The organism is Mucilaginibacter rivuli, from assembly GCF_019391655.1.
Classification (GTDB): Bacteria; Bacteroidota; Bacteroidia; order Sphingobacteriales; family Sphingobacteriaceae; genus Mucilaginibacter; species Mucilaginibacter rivuli.
In genome coordinates this window covers 458,550-474,147 of record NZ_JAHXPQ010000001.1, presented here as the reverse complement: position 1 = coordinate 474,147, position 15,598 = coordinate 458,550, and the positions used below count along the sequence as shown (strand labels likewise).

Sequence of the window (15,598 nt, the reverse complement as noted above, 5' to 3'; positions counted from 1 at the left end):
ATCATTTTGCCAGCACAAGCCCGTTTGTACCATATGCTTTTAAATACCTGGTGAAAGTAAAATTACTTAGATCTATAGTTGCAATATAGTCATCATAAGCATGCGTTACATAGGCTTTCGTTCCGTCCACCTGTACATTTAAGGGCGTATTGCCGGTTTGCAGCCGATGAACTACCTGCCCGTTACTCACAGCTATTACCAAAACAACGCTATCCAAGGGCGCGGGTGCAAGTATGTATTTTTGATCGTTAGTGATATTCGAATAAGTGATCAGCCCGGTTTTTAGTTGCAGGTTACCAAAGTGTTTTACTATGCTGAGATCTTTTTTAGAGAGCAGAAATACTTCGTTTTTGCATGATGCTACCAACCATTGTTTTGCCGCCAATACGCCCCTTGTTGCTGATGGAAGGACCACATGGCTTAAAACCGCACCATTTTCAGTATTGATACGGTAAACCCCATTAAGGCCCGACATTACCCACAAACTATCGCCATTTGTTGAAAAAATAAAATTGTGCGTTCCCTGCGGCAAAGCAAAACTTCTTTTCACTGCATAATTATTGATATCATACACCATCATCGCATCGCCACCTATTTCGGTATTCACAAAAAGCTCGCGATGTTTGCCCGGCCTAACTTTTATCCCATGCGGGCCGTTATGAACGGAGGTGTCTGCAGCAGTATATAACGGTTTTAATATTTCTCCGGTAAAAGGATCGAAAACAGAAATGGTATTCCCTGTTTTACCTATTTTCAGATCGTAATCTTCCAGCCCAAAATTACTGATAAAGCACTTTTTTGTAACCGCATCATAAGTAACCTCATGTGGCTTAAAACCAACCTTTGCCGATACCCGCTTTTGCTTACTCACCAGATCAAAAACAACTACCGAATCGTACTGTTGTTGAACAGCAACCAGCAAGGGCGATTGCGCCATTAAAAAACCGCTGTAGAAGAATACGATAAAAAGTAATACCTTTTTCATATTGTAGCTGGCGTTTAAGCAGTACTAATCTACAAAATTCAACACACAAAAATTTTGTTTTTGTTTACAACGAGCGTATCAGCATTCAAACAAAATAAAGCTTTTATTAACATCACGGGCAGGAGCCAATGGCGCCCTCGGGATCCATAAAATAAAAAATAAATTTGCGCATCCAATTGGCTGCATATATATTTGCAACCGATTAGCTTCATAACAGGATCAACAAATGAGACGAGACGTTTTCCAAGCCATTGCAGACCCCACCAGACGGGCAATTATTGCACTCATCGCAATACAAGCTATGACACCAAATGCCCTTTCAGAACATTTTGACTCCACCAGGCAAACCATTTCAAAGCATTTGAGGGTACTAACCGAATGCCAGTTAGTGAAACAGGAACACCGGGGTCGCGAGATCTATTATCAACTGGAAGTAGATAAAATAAAAGAAATAGATAAATGGATAGCGCAGTTTAGAAAGATATGGGAAAACCGTTATGACCAACTTGATGATTTACTATTAACTATACAGCATATACAAGACCAATGAAAAACAACCTACAATTCGAATTTGTAACAGACAAGGCAAAAAACACATTGACCATTAAACGGGAGTTTAGGGCCGGCCGCCAACTGGTATGGGATGCTCACACCAAAAGTGAATTACTCGACCGATGGTTTGCACCCAAACCACTCACTACTAAAACCAAGGAGATGGACTTCCGTGCCGGAGGGCGCTGGATCTATGCCATGGTTGAGCCAAACGGCACGGAATATTGGGCACGCCTGGATTACCTTGCTATTCAACCTATAGACAGCTATACAGCCATGGATGCGTTTTGCAATAACGAAGGAGAGATCGATCCGGAGCTGCCACGTGCTAATTGGGATGTAACCTTTACAGATCTGGGTGATAATGCTGTTGTACAAACGGTTGTTACCTACAAATCGCTGAGCGATCTGGAAACGGTTATCCAAATGGGCATGCAGGAAGGAATGACTTCGACTTTAGAAAGATTAGACGAATTATTATTAACCCTTAACAAATAAATTATTATGAAACAGAAAGTGCTATTTATATTAAGCCTTCTTTTTGGTTTGATGTTTATTAATGCAGGCCTCAATAAATTTGTGAATTATATGCCTGCTCCCAAAGATATGCCCGAAAAAATGCAAAAAATGGGCGCCGCTTTTATGGAGATAAGCTGGCTAATGCCATTAACGGGTGTTGCCGAAATTATAGGGGGCCTACTTTTTATCATTCCCAAAACACGAGCTTTAGGTGCAATAGTGATTTTTCCGGTTATGATAGGTATCCTGCTGACAAACTACGCTGCAATGCCCTCAGGTTTACCCGTTGCACTGGCCTTACTTGCCATCAACCTTTGGGTGATCTATGAAAACAGGCAAAAATATTTACCCATGATTCAATAAATCACCGCAGCGATGACAAAGTTCAATCCAACAGTTGATGTATATATTGACAAAGCGGCGGCTTTTGCAAAACCAATTTTAGCACACTGGCGGCAGCTCATTCATAATACCTGCCCTGATGTGGACGAGGCCATTAAATGGGGGTTTCCGCATTTTGATTATAAAGGCGATTTTATGTGTGTGATAGCTGCTTACGCAAACCACTGCTCTTTTACCTTTTTAAAGGCTGAGTTAATGAATGATGCCCGGTTGAAAGAAAGTAAGGCATTGAAACCAATAAAACGATTTTTAGGTAAGGTTACCAACCTTTCTGATCTGCCGGCAGATGACGAATTTATAGCATTGATAAAAGAAGCGATGGTTTTGAATGAGAAAGGGATAAAAGTAATTGTCCAAAAAACTGATAAGCCAAAAGTGCTTGAAATGCCTGACTACTTTTCGGAAAAGTTAGCCGCTAACCCTATCGCGAAAGAGGTTTTTGAAAATAAATCAGACTCGTTTCGCAAAGATTATATTATTTGGATAACTGATGCCAAAACAGATGCTACCCGCCAAAAAAGAATGGAAGAAGCCATAGCATGGATAGCAGAAGGCAAAGCCCGGTTTTGGAAATATGAAAAATAATATAACTAAAACCTGTTGATACCGGTTTTTGCTGATAAATACTTGCAGTAGCGCGGGCAGCCTGATTACTATTTATTTAGTGGTTTTGCTGCCCATTTTTACACCTAACTTTTCATATTCAATATCATTAGGTTCCCATAGTTCTATTTTGTTGCCTTCAATATCCATAATATGGACAAACTTTCCATAGGTCTAAATATTTTATCAGTTTGAAAAAGAAACCCTATCTATAACCACCCCGGGATCTACAGCCATAATGGATAATTTATGATCGCCTGCACTCATAGCCGACAAGTCAATAACACTCCTCACATAATTATTACGGATGCCCTGGTTGCGGTTTGGCCCTTTTTCATCTTCTTTTCCGTTAGATCCGGGCACTTCTACAGTACTCAATAATTTACCGTCAATAGCAATGGCTACACGTAATTGCATCCCGGGATAGAGCCTGAAAGTTGGCATAAAATCAATTAGTGCCTGCGTTGGTTTACCGTTAGCCTTAAAATTATAGGTTAGCGTAGGGGCAGACTGATCGCCCGGTTTCCATGATGATGACAGGCTGGCCGGTTGTAAGGCCATGGCTTCGCCGGAATTGCCCAAACCGGGTATAGCTGTCCACTGGGCCGGCCCTGATACTGTACGCCCATCGGCAGATGATGCTTTGCGGATGATATACGAATCTATCGTTTTATTTATGGCATCGGGTTGTTTTTTTTCGCCCCACGGCCAGGCAACCTGGCTGTTCCAGGCCATTAAAAATTTACCTGTGGTTAAACCGGGCATCATATAAGCCCATTTACCACCTGCAATTTTAGTATTATAATTACTTACTTCACCTTCAAGGTAATGCTTTAATTTTTCTATTTCAACGTTAGCCGTTATTGAGTCGGCACCAAGTACTTTGCTCCTGTCGTTCATAAATATCAAACCGGTTGCGGCCAATACCCTTGCCGGGAAACCTACCAGTTCGGTATAGGCATCGGTACTTGCGGCGGGAACCCTGGCCGAGATGGTACGATCCTGTTGTAATATGTTTTCGTATTCCGACTGTAACTGACGGGCATTTTGGTCGCTAAGTGTAAGCGCCCATTCACGGTTCATCAACTCAGGTTTCCTGGTTGTTCCCAAACGGTAAAAATCGGTCAATAACTGGTTAAGAGGCTTCCCTAACTCAGCATTAAAATTATCCTCAAGGAACGACTTTAAGAATTGTGGCTGCGTATCGTTGTGTTGCGCTTCCGGATCCCAGGCCAGGCGCGAAAAATAATCAATACCTGTTTCCATCGGTTTAATATCGCCCACGTTTATCACCCACATGGAACGTGCCTGGTTTTCCCAGGCTTTATGCAACTCTTCCCATATTAACGCCGGAGCCGTGGTATTTATCCAGGTGTATGAGTGCGGCTGACCGTAATAAGAAAGGTGCCAGTAAACCCCGCTACCACCCGCACGCTTACGCTCATCGGGGTTAGAGAACCTGCGGATGTAGCCAAAGTTATCATCTACCCACATCAACGTTACATCTTCTGGTACTTTTAACCCGGCATCGTACAGTGTTAAAACTTCTTTGTAAGGTACAAAGCATTGCGCTACAGGGCCGTATTGTTTGGTTACATAGTTATTTATCAGGTCGCGCTGATCTTTAAGTATATGCTCCATCAGGTTAATTCGGTCGGGAATACCGCCGGGAGGCGTTTCCATCCCCCTGTCATGTATGCCTCGGATACCTACCGTCCATACCGCCTCTTTATCTTTCCGGTCTAAAGTTGTTTGTTTCCAGTATTTATAAACGCTGTCTTTATTGGTGCTGTAGTTCCAGCCGCCTTTAAGTTTGCTATCCCAATGTACATTGTTATACAACATAGGTTCGCAATGCGATGAACCGGCAACTATACCGTAGCGGTCGGCCAATTCAGCATTTTCGGGGGTATCGCCAAACTCTTTTGATACCTCATGCATGGCCGGCCAAATATAATTGAGCCTTAAACGTAACATCAGTTCAAAAACTTTTTCGTAGGTTTTAGGGCCAACACCGGCACCAAACTCCTTTTCGAATGTTTTGCGCGCCCACTGGTTAATGCCCCAATCTTCATCATTAATAAATATACCTCGGTATTTTACAGCGGGGGCATCCCAGGTAGGTTGGGCTACGTTTAAGGTAAGGGCGGTTTGCTGTTTTACCGGCACATCGGCCCACCAGTACCAGGGCGACACGCCTATTTTTTTTGACAGCTGCATTAAGCCATACGCGGTTCCGCGCCTGTCGCTGCCCACAATTACCAGTGCTTTTTTAACACCCGCAACAGGGTTAGCAACCACCTGCCATAATGAGGCTTCCCACTTTCCTTTTATTTTATCTACCGAAGCGATCTTGCCCTGGGCAATGAGTTTATCGATAAGGGTGCTTTTGCCAATTGTTCCGGCTATTACCATATCCGGTTTAGCGGTACCAAGAGGGCCTACCTGCGGCAATATGCCGGTAACACGCTTAACATCCTGTGCAAATAAACCAGCAGCAATTTTTACTGATTGGTGATCAGCATCGTCAATTACTATTGGCGCGGCTGTTTTATTACCTACCAGACTAAAATCTGTTAGTTTTACGGCTGCTGCCGGGCTAACAGAAATAGCTTGCCCGTATACTTTACAGGCCGAAACTAAAATTAAAAAGGATAAAAGTAATTGGCTTTTCTTTTTCATATCAACAAGTACATTGAAATTTCTGATGTAAAGATGTATTATTATTTTAATATTTCTGCCTTGATAATGTTGATTGTACCAGAGACATTCTTAGTATGGCGTATCACTCCATCAGCCGGTTTTGATTTAAAAAATCAATAAGATTACTAACACCATCACTTCTAATCCGTGGCTTCAACGTATCTTACAATTAATTAATGATTTCGCCTTTATTATTGGCCAATTTTTCGCGGAATTTTTGTAGCTCTTCAGGTGTTTGCCTCATCCAATCTGTTACTTCGCCAACTATTTTCATTGGTGCCTTGGTTCGGTATGAACGCGTTGGATTACCCGGAAATTTTTTATCGGTAACATTTGGGTCATTTTCAAAACTCCCTGTCGGTTCCACTATATAAACATGCTCATGTCCGTCTCCTTTTGCCAATGCCGCGGCAAATCCTGCCCCATTAACCAGGGCTGTAAAATAAATATGATTCATTATTACGTGCGGGTGATAATTAGACATACGCCCTGCGGTCAGCAAATCACCAATCTGCAGGTTTGCTTTCGTTCCGTGATAAAATGGCCCTTTGTCAGAAGGCTTGTCTGCAAAGGATGCTGCTAATTCATAATTTCTTTTTGCATTATCCACATCATTCAAATCTTCATAACATTTGGCAATATTTAAATACAGAGAAGCAAAAGCACTCTTAACGGCATCGTTATTTATTTTTAATGCAAACTGCAAAGTCGTTTCATGCCATCTTAGTTTGTCGGGAATATTTTTTTGGTGCCGGGCCACATAATGAGCCGCAGTAAACTTTTCAAAGTCGTCTGTCGCTTCGTTCCAGGCCTGAAGAAATAGTTTGCTTGCCTCTTCAGGCTTGCCTTTTTCCTCCATGTCCATACCTTGAAGACAAAGCTTAATAACAATGTTGCTTGGATTAAATTCCATTTTTTAATTATTTGTCAGTTTATTACTATATGTCAGTGGTCATGATATATGCAACGATATTGGCCGTATCTATTTGTTCGGAACCGGTCATTTGGTTTAGGCATGCAATTATAGGAAGAATATGTTTTGAACCACATGTCATCGGCGCAACTATTGTATGTCTGCTTGTAAAAGGGATTCAGTTACCTGGAATAACTTTCGTTCAGAAATTTTATTTTTACTTATAGGTAAATTATCATAAGGAAAAGATAATATGTCATAATAAATAGATATTATCGTCGGTTAAATTTGTATATAACCAATAATCAACTTCTTTATGAAAACAGCTAAACTTATGCTATCACTGATAGCACTGGTAAGTGGTGCACTATGCACAGCATTGGCCACTCCAAAAATTAATGCTTTGACAGAAAAACTAGGTGTGCCTTACACAGTAAGCTACATTGCCAAACACTCACCGAATAGCTTGTATGGTGCGTTTTTTTCTGATAATGTTATTTTTCACGAAACAGCCTCACAAGGTAGCTTGTACCGCACTTATGATTGGGATGTAACTTTTGAGCAAAATGGCAGTGTAGTAGCTGAATTTACCACAAATGATTACTATTATTCGTGGACAACTTACTCGTCAACTGATGAGCAATGGAACGGCATTACTACTTACGTTCCGCCGGGTACATACACTGTGAGGATAAAAGACATTAGTGGCGTTGGCAATTTTTATGAGATGTATGCCGGTGGCGTGTATGCATCGCATGATGTAAACACCACTCGTGAGGACGGCGTAATGGAAGGTGTTGTGGTTGACTCATCCGGCTATGTTGATGTAGGCGTAAATCGTGTTCAGTAGTACTGAAGCCATATAATTTTTTGCTTTTATATCTTGCCCATTTTAAGCAAGTTATTACAAACAAGAACAGGGATATAGTTGATTTACTATATCCCTGTTCTTTTTGGAGGATTCGGTAGCAATACTCAACCCATTGAAAAATGAAGAGTTAAAAATAACATTGAAATAAAAACTATTTTTCCAAATACCTTACCGAAACTTTCTGATGGCTAACCACATTAGGGGCACAAGGCATATATTTGTTTAGTTAACCATATGGCAAATATATTTTTGATAGAAGACGAAGAACGGGTAGCTGCTTTTATACAAAAAGCGCTCGAAGAAAGCAGCCATAAGGTTAGCCTATGCCGCGACGGAGCCGAAGCCGTTAAGCTGTTCGCTTGTAACCTGTACGACCTCATTATACTGGATATTTCGCTGCCTTTTTTGAATGGTATAGAAGTTTGCCGCCACATCAGGCAAAAGGATAAAGATATACCCATTTTGATGCTTACCGCTTTAGATAGCATTGATGATAAGGTAAAAGGCTTGAATACCGGTGCTGATGATTACATGGTAAAGCCTTTCCACTTTAAAGAGTTGCTGGCCCGTATCGAAGCTTTATTAAGAAGGAAGAATACTGATAGCGACAACATACTTACACTTGGCGATATCACCCTCAACACCTACAATAATACAATTGAACGTGCAGGGCGTAAAATAACCTTAACCGCAAAAGAATATGCCTTGTTAGAACTGCTGATGCGCAACAGCAACAAAATACTAACCAGGCAAACCATAGCGCAAAAAGTATGGGGTATTGATTTTGACACCGGCACCAATGTGGTTGATGTGTACATGAACTACCTGCGTAATAAGGTTGAAAAGGGCTTTACTGATAAGTACATTCATACCGTTATTGGCAAAGGCTATATATTTAAAACAGAACCTGGCAATTGAAAATAAAAAACCGCCTTTCGTTATATTTTTCATTATTGGGCTCGGGTGTTTTGCTCGTGGTACTCATGGTTATATACCTCTGGTTCCATTCGTTTATCCGCAATGATTTTTTTACGCATTTGAACGACAGGGCCAATGTAGCAGCGCAACTATATTTAAAGGCCGATGAAATTACAGCCGACTCGTTGGGTAAAGTGCGGCAGCATTACCTTAAAAGCTTGCCCGGTGAGTTGGTGCGCCTATACGACAGCCGAAACAGCTCAGCATTTATACCCGATAATAAACAACACTGGGATTTGCAGACCATAGAAACCGTACGCAAAAAAAAATATGTGGAGTTTACCGATGGCGGCAGGCAGGTGCTGGGTATTTATTATAAAGACAACCAGGGCAACTTTGTTATCCTTGTGTCGGCTACCGATATTGAGGGGCAGCATAGGCTTGATAAAATGCTTCAAACCATGATAGTTGTATTTTTTATTGTAGGCGGCCTGCTTTATTTTGTAAGCAGGTTACTGGCAACGCAGGCACTTTCGCCCATAAACGAAGTGGTAAAGCAAATGCAACTGATAAAGGCCACCAACCTTAACCTGCGTGTTAACGAGGGTAACGGCAAAGACGAAATAAGCGAACTGGCCCGCAATTTTAACCGGCTGCTGGCACATTTGGAAAACGCCTTCGAACTGCAAAAAACTTACGTGGCCAATGCCTCGCACGAGCTACGCACACCTATTACCACCATTATTGGCGAAGTTGAGTTTGCCCTGAACAAACAACATACCCCAGCCGAAAACGAAAAGACCCTGCAATTGGTATTGGAAGAAACTGAACGCTTGCGCGATACCATATCGGGCCTTATGGAACTGGCGCAGGTGGATATGGACTATACCGCCGCAGAGCTAAACCCTGTACGCATGGATGAACTTTTATGGGAAGTGAATGAGTTTTGGACCAACAGGTACGGCGCGGGTTTATTAAAAATAAACATCCTAAACCTACCCGAACACGAAGGCCTGCTCAATATCTCTGCAAACCGCCAGCTGATGTTCATTGCGTTGAATAATTTGGTAGGCAATGCTTTTAAATTTTCGGGCAGGCAAACCGTTACCTGTGATTTTTACGCCGATGAACGACTGATACGCCTTAAAATAACCGACTCGGGTATTGGCATACCTTCCGATGATATTGATAAGGTGGTAAGATCATTTTACCGTAGCGACAACGCCCGCAAATTTGCAGGTACCGGTATTGGTTTATTTATTACCCAAAAAATTGTCCAGTTGTTTAACGGTAGGCTAACTATCCACTCTACCGAAGGTATGGGCACGGCAATTACCATACAATTTTTACACGCTGTGTAGCAATTCTAATCCCGTTCTAATCTCGGGCGGGTTGGCGTAGTTTAATTTTGCTCTTCCAAAATTTATACTATGCGATGGAGATATGCGGCAACGCTGATATTTTGTGTTTTTATATTCGATGCCAAAGCCCAAACAGATACACTGCGGCTAACGTTTCAGGATGCTGAGAAGCAGTTTCTCGAAAACAACTTTGCGTTACTTGCGCAAAAATATAACATCGAATCGAGCAAAGCGCTTGCAGACCAGGCCAAACTCTGGGACAACCCGGTTTTAAGCACCGACCAAAACATTTACGACAGCGGCAGTGGTAAGTTCTTTTATCACAATACCGCCCAGGGACTGGGGCAGGTATTTGTTCAGTTAAACCAGGTGTTTACAACCGCGGGCAAACGCGGCAAACAGGTGCAGGTTGCTAAAGACAACGCCAAAGTGCAGGAAGCTGAGTTTAACGACCTGATGCGCAACCTGCGCTATAACCTGCAACTGGATTTCGGCCAGCTATCAACCCTGATAGAGCAAAATAAAGTTTATCAGAACGAGGTATCGGCGGCGGGCAATTTGGTGAACGCCATACAAAAGTCTTTCGATGCGGGCAATACTTCGATGAAAGACCTTATCCGCCTCAAAGCGTTGCTGTTTGGCTTACAGAACGATATGGTAGAGAACAGCCGCCAGATAAACGACCTGCAAACCGAATTAAAAACCTTGGTGCAAGCAAAAGAAACTGCTTTTATAGTACCCTTAATAAACAATGCGCCGATCAAAAGCATCAACCTTGATGTACCATCGCTTATTGAGCAGGCCAAAACTAACCGTGCCGATTACCTATCCAACCAATACCAACTCACATCGGCACAGCATAACCTTGATCTGCAAAAGGCTATGGCTGTGCCCGATGTAACTATTGGCGCATCTTACGATAAAAACAGCAGTTACGCCCAAAACTACTACGGCTTACAAATTGGCTTGCCGCTGCCATTTTTTAACCGTAACCAGGGCAATATCAAATCGGCCAGGTACAGCATACTGAGCCAGGAAAACACACTGAAAGACAATGAAGCCAAACTGAAAAATGATGTGGTTGCCGCGGTTAACGAGTATCAGCTTAATCAGCAACTATTCTCTACACAGCAACTGGAGTTTAATGATCAGTACGACACCCTGTTTAAAAACATGATGAAGGGCTTTAAAGAACGACAGATAAGCCTGGTTGAGTTTGTTGATTTTTTTGATACCTATAAAGACACCAAACTAAAGATACTGCAACAGCAATATAACCTGCAAAAAGCAATTACCGACCTGAATTTAGCCACTGGCACCACTGTAATTAAACCCTGATAAAATACACTCCTGATAGATTAAGATAATGAATACACATAAATTATTGGCCGGATTTACCGCTTTAGCATTACTTGCTGCCTGCAAGGGAAAAGTTGAACAAGTTACCGAAAGTAAACAGGTATGCATCAGCGACTCGCTGGCGAAAATGATAACGATAGATACCGCAAAAACTACCGCCATGAAAGATGAACTGAATCTTTCGGGCGAAGTGGCAAATGATGATAATAACGTAGTAAAGGTGTTCCCCTTTAGTAGCGGGCAGGTGTTGGAAGTTAAGGTTTCGCTTGGCGATAAAGTAAGCAAAGGGCAAACGCTGGCGGTAATGCGCAGTGCCGATGTGGCAGGTAACTATACCGATCTGTCGTCAACCCAATCTGATATCGCGGTAACCAAAAGGCAGCTCGAACAAGCCGAGTACCTTTACAAAAACGGCATAGCCAGCGAGCGCGATTTTACCGAAGCTAAGGAGAACTACAATAAGGCGGTGGCAGCCAACAACAAAGTAAAATCGCAGCTATCCATAAACGGCGGCGGTAATACAAGCGCCAATGGCATGCTGGTAATAAGGGCGCCAAAAAGTGGCTATGTTGTAGAGAAGAATATTACTTCGGGCAGCTTTATCCGGCAGGATAACAACGGCAGCATGTTCACCATCTCGGATATGAAGGATGTTTGGATCTGGGCAAATGTTTTTGAGTCCGACATCAGCAAGGTAAAGCCCGGCTATATTGCCAGGGTAACCACCATCGCTTATCCCGGCAAGGTATTTATGGGCAAGGTAAACGAGGTAAGCTCAGTACTCGACCCGGATAATAAGGTGATGAAGATAAAGATAGCCTTACCCAACCCTGATATGTTGCTTAAGCCGCAAATGTTCACCAATGTGGTTATCACCAATAATGAACATAGCCAATCGGTATCGGTGCCGGCAAAAGCTATCGTTTTTGATAACAGCAAAAATTTTGTGGTAGTGTACAACAGCAAATGCGACCTGAAGGTGCGCGAGGTAAGTGTGATAAAAACAGTTAATGATGTAAGTTATATAGGCTCGGGCCTGCAGCCCGGCGATAAGGTAATATCTAAAAACCAATTGCTATTGTATGATGCCATAACGGGGGATTAATTAGTTAGTAGTGAGCGGTGAATAGTGAGTGGTAATAATTACTACTATCTGCCGGGCATAAACTCATAACCAACACAAAAACCATTCTCTCAACCAACTACTCACTTAATCAACCAACATGAATAAGTTCATAAAAAATATCATCTACTTTTCGCTCAAGCACCGCTATTTTGTGTTTTGTATGACCGCCGTCCTGGTGGTGATAGGGGCATGGAGCTATAGCAATACACCGATAGAAACATTTCCAGATGTTACCAATACACAGATCATCATCATAGCGCAATGGCCCGGCCGCAGTGCCGAGGAGGTGGAAAAATTCATCACCATCCCGATAGAAACGGTGCTTAACTCGGTGCAGAAGAAATCCAATCTGCGCACTACCTCGGCCTTTGGCTTATCATATACCCGCATTATTTTTGATGATGATGTGGATGACGCTTTCGCCCGGCAACAGGTACTGAGCCGTTTGGCTAATGCCGACCTGCCTGATGGTGTAAAGCCTGAAATAGAGCCCCCCTATGGCCCTACCGGCGAAATATACCGCTACACGCTGAAAAGCAAAACGGCATCGCTGCATGAATTGACCGCCATACAGGATTGGGTACTCGACCGCCAGTTTAAATCTGTGCCGGGTGTGGCCGATGTGAACAGTTTTGGTGGCGAAGAGAAAGCTTACGAGGTAAGTGTTAACCCGGCATTGCTCCAAAAGTACGGCCTTACATCGCTGGATGTATATAGTGCCATCAACCGCAGCAACATCAATGTGGGTGGCGATGTGATTGAGAAAAACGATCAAGCCTATGTGGTTCGGGGCATCGGGTTGATCAACAACATTAATGAGATGCAAAACATCATCATTAAAAACGTGAACAATGTTCCCATTCTTGCCAAAGATGTTGCCGAAGTCAAAGAAGCGGGCCTGCCGCGTTTAGGGCAGGTTAGTCGCGACAAGCAAAAAGACGTGATAGAAGGTATCATTGTGATGCGCAAAGGCGAAAACCCCGCCGAGGTATTGGATCGTGTACGTGCCAAAGTAAAAGAATTGAACGAAAGCGTGCTGCCCAAAAATGTGAAGATAGATACCTTTTATGATCGCACCAACCTGATGGATTATTGTACCGAAACGGTGATACATAACCTGCTGGAAGGTATTGTCCTGGTAACAGTTATCGTATTTCTGTTTATGGCCGACTGGCGTACTACGCTTACCGTAGCCATCATCATCCCCTTGTCGCTGCTGTTCGCTTTTATTTGTATGCGCATAAAAGGCATGAGCGCCAACCTGCTCTCCATGGGCGCGGTAGATTTTGGTATTATTATAGACGGTGCCGTGGTGATGGTGGAGGGTATCTTCGTCGCGCTCGACCATAGGGCCAAAGAGGTTGGTATGCAAAAATTTAACAACCTGGCTAAACTGGGCCTGTTTAAAAATGTGGGTGCCGAAATGGGTAAGGCCATCTTCTTCTCAAAGCTCATCATCATTACCTGTTTGGTACCCATTTTCGCTTTCCAGAAGGTAGAGGGCAAAATGTTTTCGCCGCTGGCCTATACCCTGGGCTTTGCTTTGCTGGGCGCTTTAATATTTACCTTAACACTGGTACCCGCTTTATCGAGCATTTTACTAAACAAAAACGTTCGCGAAAAGCACAACCCGGTGGTTAACTTTTTTGAGAACGGTGTGCGGCGCATGTTTACCTACACTTATAAATTCCCCAAAGCAAGTATACTGGTGGCGGTTATATTTATGGCACTTACTTTCTTTTCGGCCAAGTTTTTAGGTACTGAGTTTTTGCCCGACCTGAACGAGGGCGCGTTGTGGGTGGAAGCCGAATTGCCGATGAGCGTGTCGTTACCCGAAGCGGAAAGCATCAACCAAAAGATGATGCAGATATTGGAAAAGTTTCCGGAAGTAAAACAAACCCTGGCACAGGTGGGCCGCACCAATGATGGCACTGACCCCAAAGGTTTTTTTGATGTGCAGATACAGGTTGACCTGAAAAATAAAAAAGATTGGCCCAAAGGATTATCAGAAGATGACCTTATCGACCAGATGGACACACAGTTGAAAAAGATACCGGGCGCGGTTTTCAATTATTCGCAACCCATACGTGATAATGTAGAAGAAGCTGTTGCCGGTGTGAATGCCGCCCTTGCCGTTAAAATATTCGGCCCCGATTTTAAGGTGCTTGACGAAAAAGCCGACGAAGTACTGAAAGTACTCAAAACGGTGCAGGGTGTTGATGACCTGGGCGTATTGCGCAACCTGGGCCAGCCCGAGTTCAGGATAGAGCTCGACCAGCGCAAAATGGCGCTTTATGGTGTGGCTACAGCCGATGCCAATGCCGTTATTGAAATGGCTATAGGCGGCAAGGCTGCTACCGAACTATACGAAGGCGAACGCCGGTTTGATATCAGGATACGTTATCAAAAGGATTACAGGGATACACAGGAAAAAATTGAAAACCTGATGGTGCCCACACTGAACGGCTCAAAAATAGCCATCAAAGAGATAGCCGACATCAAAACACTTACCGGCCCGGCGTTTATTTATCGCGACAATAATACCCGTCACATTGCCGTAAAATTCTCCAACCGTGGTCGCGACTTAGGCAGTACCATTGCCGAAGCGCAACAAAAAGTAGCAAAGCTGGTTAAGCTTGATCAGGGGTATTCTATTACCTGGGCCGGCGAGTTTGAAAACCAGACCCGCGCCTCAAACACCCTGGCACACGTGGTGCCTTTATGTTTGCTGGCTATATTCCTTATCCTGTTCATCACCTTTGGCAATGTTAAGGATGCCACGCTGGTGATTATGAACGTCCCCTTCGCGCTCATTGGCGGTATATTGGCACTACATATCACCAATATTAATTTCAGCATTTCGGCAGGTATCGGCTTCATCGCCTTATTTGGCGTTTGTATCCAGAATGGGGTTATCCTCATATCGGTATTTAAAAAGAACCTGGAAGCCGGCATGCACCTTGACGAAGGCATATTACAGGGCGTAATATCCCGCGTGCGCCCCGTAGTAATGACGGCCCTGATGGCCGCCATTGGCCTCATGCCTGCCGCCATATCAACCGGTATAGGCTCCGAAACTCAAAAACCTCTGGCAGTGGTAGTAATAGGTGGCCTGGTTACCTCGACGATATTAACCCTGTTGATTTTACCTTGCATTTACGCATTGGTACACCGGTTGATACATAAGCGAGAGAACCGCAAACTGCTTAAAAAAATAGGCGCTGTAAACGGATAACAACTCAAAAAGTCCTTCTTTCTCTTAATTTAACAAAACCTCTCCATTTTG

The 15,598-nt window shown here is 43.3% G+C and carries 13 protein-coding genes; 10 read left to right on the top strand and 3 right to left on the bottom strand.

All coding sequences use genetic code 11. From position 1 onward, the window contains the following. Position 1: 1 nt before the first annotated feature. Positions 2–985, bottom strand: coding sequence for a YncE family protein (locus KXQ82_RS02165; protein ID WP_219486374.1), 984 nt, complete (start codon positions 983–985; stop codon positions 2–4). A gap of 226 nt (positions 986–1,211) precedes the next feature. Between KXQ82_RS02165 and KXQ82_RS02160 the strand changes: the two genes are divergently transcribed. From KXQ82_RS02160 to KXQ82_RS02145, 4 genes are read left to right on the top strand one after another with little or no spacing between them, the layout of a single operon-like run. Continuing rightward, a complete protein-coding gene (locus KXQ82_RS02160) occupies positions 1,212–1,535 on the top strand; it encodes an ArsR/SmtB family transcription factor (protein WP_219486373.1) in 324 nt (107 codons plus the stop codon). Next, positions 1,532–2,035, top strand: coding sequence for an SRPBCC family protein (locus KXQ82_RS02155; protein ID WP_219486372.1), 504 nt, complete (start codon positions 1,532–1,534; stop codon positions 2,033–2,035). Before KXQ82_RS02160 ends, KXQ82_RS02155 begins: the two co-directional genes overlap by 4 nt. 6 nt (positions 2,036–2,041) lie before the next feature. Further along, the gene (locus KXQ82_RS02150; protein WP_219486370.1) at positions 2,042–2,419 is read left to right on the top strand and encodes a DoxX family membrane protein; all 378 of its coding nucleotides are present in this window, start codon (positions 2,042–2,044) and stop codon (positions 2,417–2,419) included. 12 nt (positions 2,420–2,431) lie between these two features. Then, the gene (locus tag KXQ82_RS02145; RefSeq protein WP_219486368.1) at positions 2,432–3,043 is read left to right on the top strand and encodes a YdeI/OmpD-associated family protein; all 612 of its coding nucleotides are present in this window, start codon (positions 2,432–2,434) and stop codon (positions 3,041–3,043) included. A 204-nt stretch (positions 3,044–3,247) separates the two neighbouring features. On the opposite strand, the gene KXQ82_RS02140 is transcribed toward KXQ82_RS02145, so the two are convergent. Continuing rightward, on the bottom strand, positions 3,248–5,743 hold the full coding sequence (locus tag KXQ82_RS02140; protein WP_219486366.1) for a glycosyl hydrolase 115 family protein: 2,496 nt from the start codon (positions 5,741–5,743) through the stop codon (positions 3,248–3,250). Positions 5,744–5,933: 190 nt separating this feature from the next. Continuing rightward, entirely contained in the window at positions 5,934–6,374 is a 441-nt protein-coding gene (gene arr / locus KXQ82_RS19930; RefSeq protein WP_369412419.1) for an NAD(+)--rifampin ADP-ribosyltransferase, read from the bottom strand. A 619-nt stretch (positions 6,375–6,993) separates the two neighbouring features. Between arr and KXQ82_RS02130 the strand changes: the two genes are divergently transcribed. The 6 genes from KXQ82_RS02130 to KXQ82_RS02105 all read left to right on the top strand — a co-directional run bounded on the left by KXQ82_RS02130 (position 6,994) and on the right by KXQ82_RS02105 (position 15,547). Further along, entirely contained in the window at positions 6,994–7,527 is a 534-nt protein-coding gene (locus tag KXQ82_RS02130) for a hypothetical protein (RefSeq protein ID WP_219486362.1), read from the top strand. 255 nt (positions 7,528–7,782) lie between these two features. Further along, positions 7,783–8,466: a response regulator transcription factor gene (locus KXQ82_RS02125; RefSeq protein ID WP_219486359.1), complete on the top strand. Its 684-nt coding sequence runs from the start codon at positions 7,783–7,785 to the stop codon at positions 8,464–8,466. A gap of 65 nt (positions 8,467–8,531) precedes the next feature. Next, complete coding sequence (locus tag KXQ82_RS02120) at positions 8,532–9,827, top strand: sensor histidine kinase (protein ID WP_255563360.1); 1,296 nt, start codon at positions 8,532–8,534, stop codon at positions 9,825–9,827. 69 nt (positions 9,828–9,896) lie between these two features. Next, entirely contained in the window at positions 9,897–11,165 is a 1,269-nt protein-coding gene (locus KXQ82_RS02115; protein ID WP_219486356.1) for a TolC family protein, read from the top strand. A 28-nt stretch (positions 11,166–11,193) separates the two neighbouring features. Beyond that, positions 11,194–12,291: an efflux RND transporter periplasmic adaptor subunit gene (locus KXQ82_RS02110; RefSeq protein ID WP_219486354.1), complete on the top strand. Its 1,098-nt coding sequence runs from the start codon at positions 11,194–11,196 to the stop codon at positions 12,289–12,291. A 118-nt stretch (positions 12,292–12,409) separates the two neighbouring features. Beyond that, on the top strand, positions 12,410–15,547 hold the full coding sequence (locus tag KXQ82_RS02105) for an efflux RND transporter permease subunit (protein WP_219486352.1): 3,138 nt from the start codon (positions 12,410–12,412) through the stop codon (positions 15,545–15,547). Positions 15,548–15,598: the final 51 nt, after the last annotated feature.

Bases quoted from the DNA above. Each gene is read 5' to 3' on its own strand.
- KXQ82_RS02130 (WP_219486362.1), top strand. From the start codon at position 6,994: ATGAAAACAGCTAAACTTATGCTATCACTGATAGCACTGGTAAGTGGT.
- KXQ82_RS02115 (WP_219486356.1), top strand. From the start codon at position 9,897: ATGCGATGGAGATATGCGGCAACGCTGATATTTTGTGTTTTTATATTC.
- KXQ82_RS02160 (WP_219486373.1), top strand. From the start codon at position 1,212: ATGAGACGAGACGTTTTCCAAGCCATTGCAGACCCCACCAGACGGGCA.
- KXQ82_RS02140 (WP_219486366.1), bottom strand. From the start codon at position 5,743: ATGAAAAAGAAAAGCCAATTACTTTTATCCTTTTTAATTTTAGTTTCG.
- KXQ82_RS02155 (WP_219486372.1), top strand. From the start codon at position 1,532: ATGAAAAACAACCTACAATTCGAATTTGTAACAGACAAGGCAAAAAAC.
- KXQ82_RS02125 (WP_219486359.1), top strand. From the start codon at position 7,783: ATGGCAAATATATTTTTGATAGAAGACGAAGAACGGGTAGCTGCTTTT.
- KXQ82_RS02105 (WP_219486352.1), top strand. From the start codon at position 12,410: ATGAATAAGTTCATAAAAAATATCATCTACTTTTCGCTCAAGCACCGC.
- KXQ82_RS02145 (WP_219486368.1), top strand. From the start codon at position 2,432: ATGACAAAGTTCAATCCAACAGTTGATGTATATATTGACAAAGCGGCG.
- KXQ82_RS02110 (WP_219486354.1), top strand. From the start codon at position 11,194: ATGAATACACATAAATTATTGGCCGGATTTACCGCTTTAGCATTACTT.
- KXQ82_RS02165 (WP_219486374.1), bottom strand. From the start codon at position 985: ATGAAAAAGGTATTACTTTTTATCGTATTCTTCTACAGCGGTTTTTTA.
- KXQ82_RS02120 (WP_255563360.1), top strand. From the start codon at position 8,532: ATGGTTATATACCTCTGGTTCCATTCGTTTATCCGCAATGATTTTTTT.
- KXQ82_RS02150 (WP_219486370.1), top strand. From the start codon at position 2,042: ATGAAACAGAAAGTGCTATTTATATTAAGCCTTCTTTTTGGTTTGATG.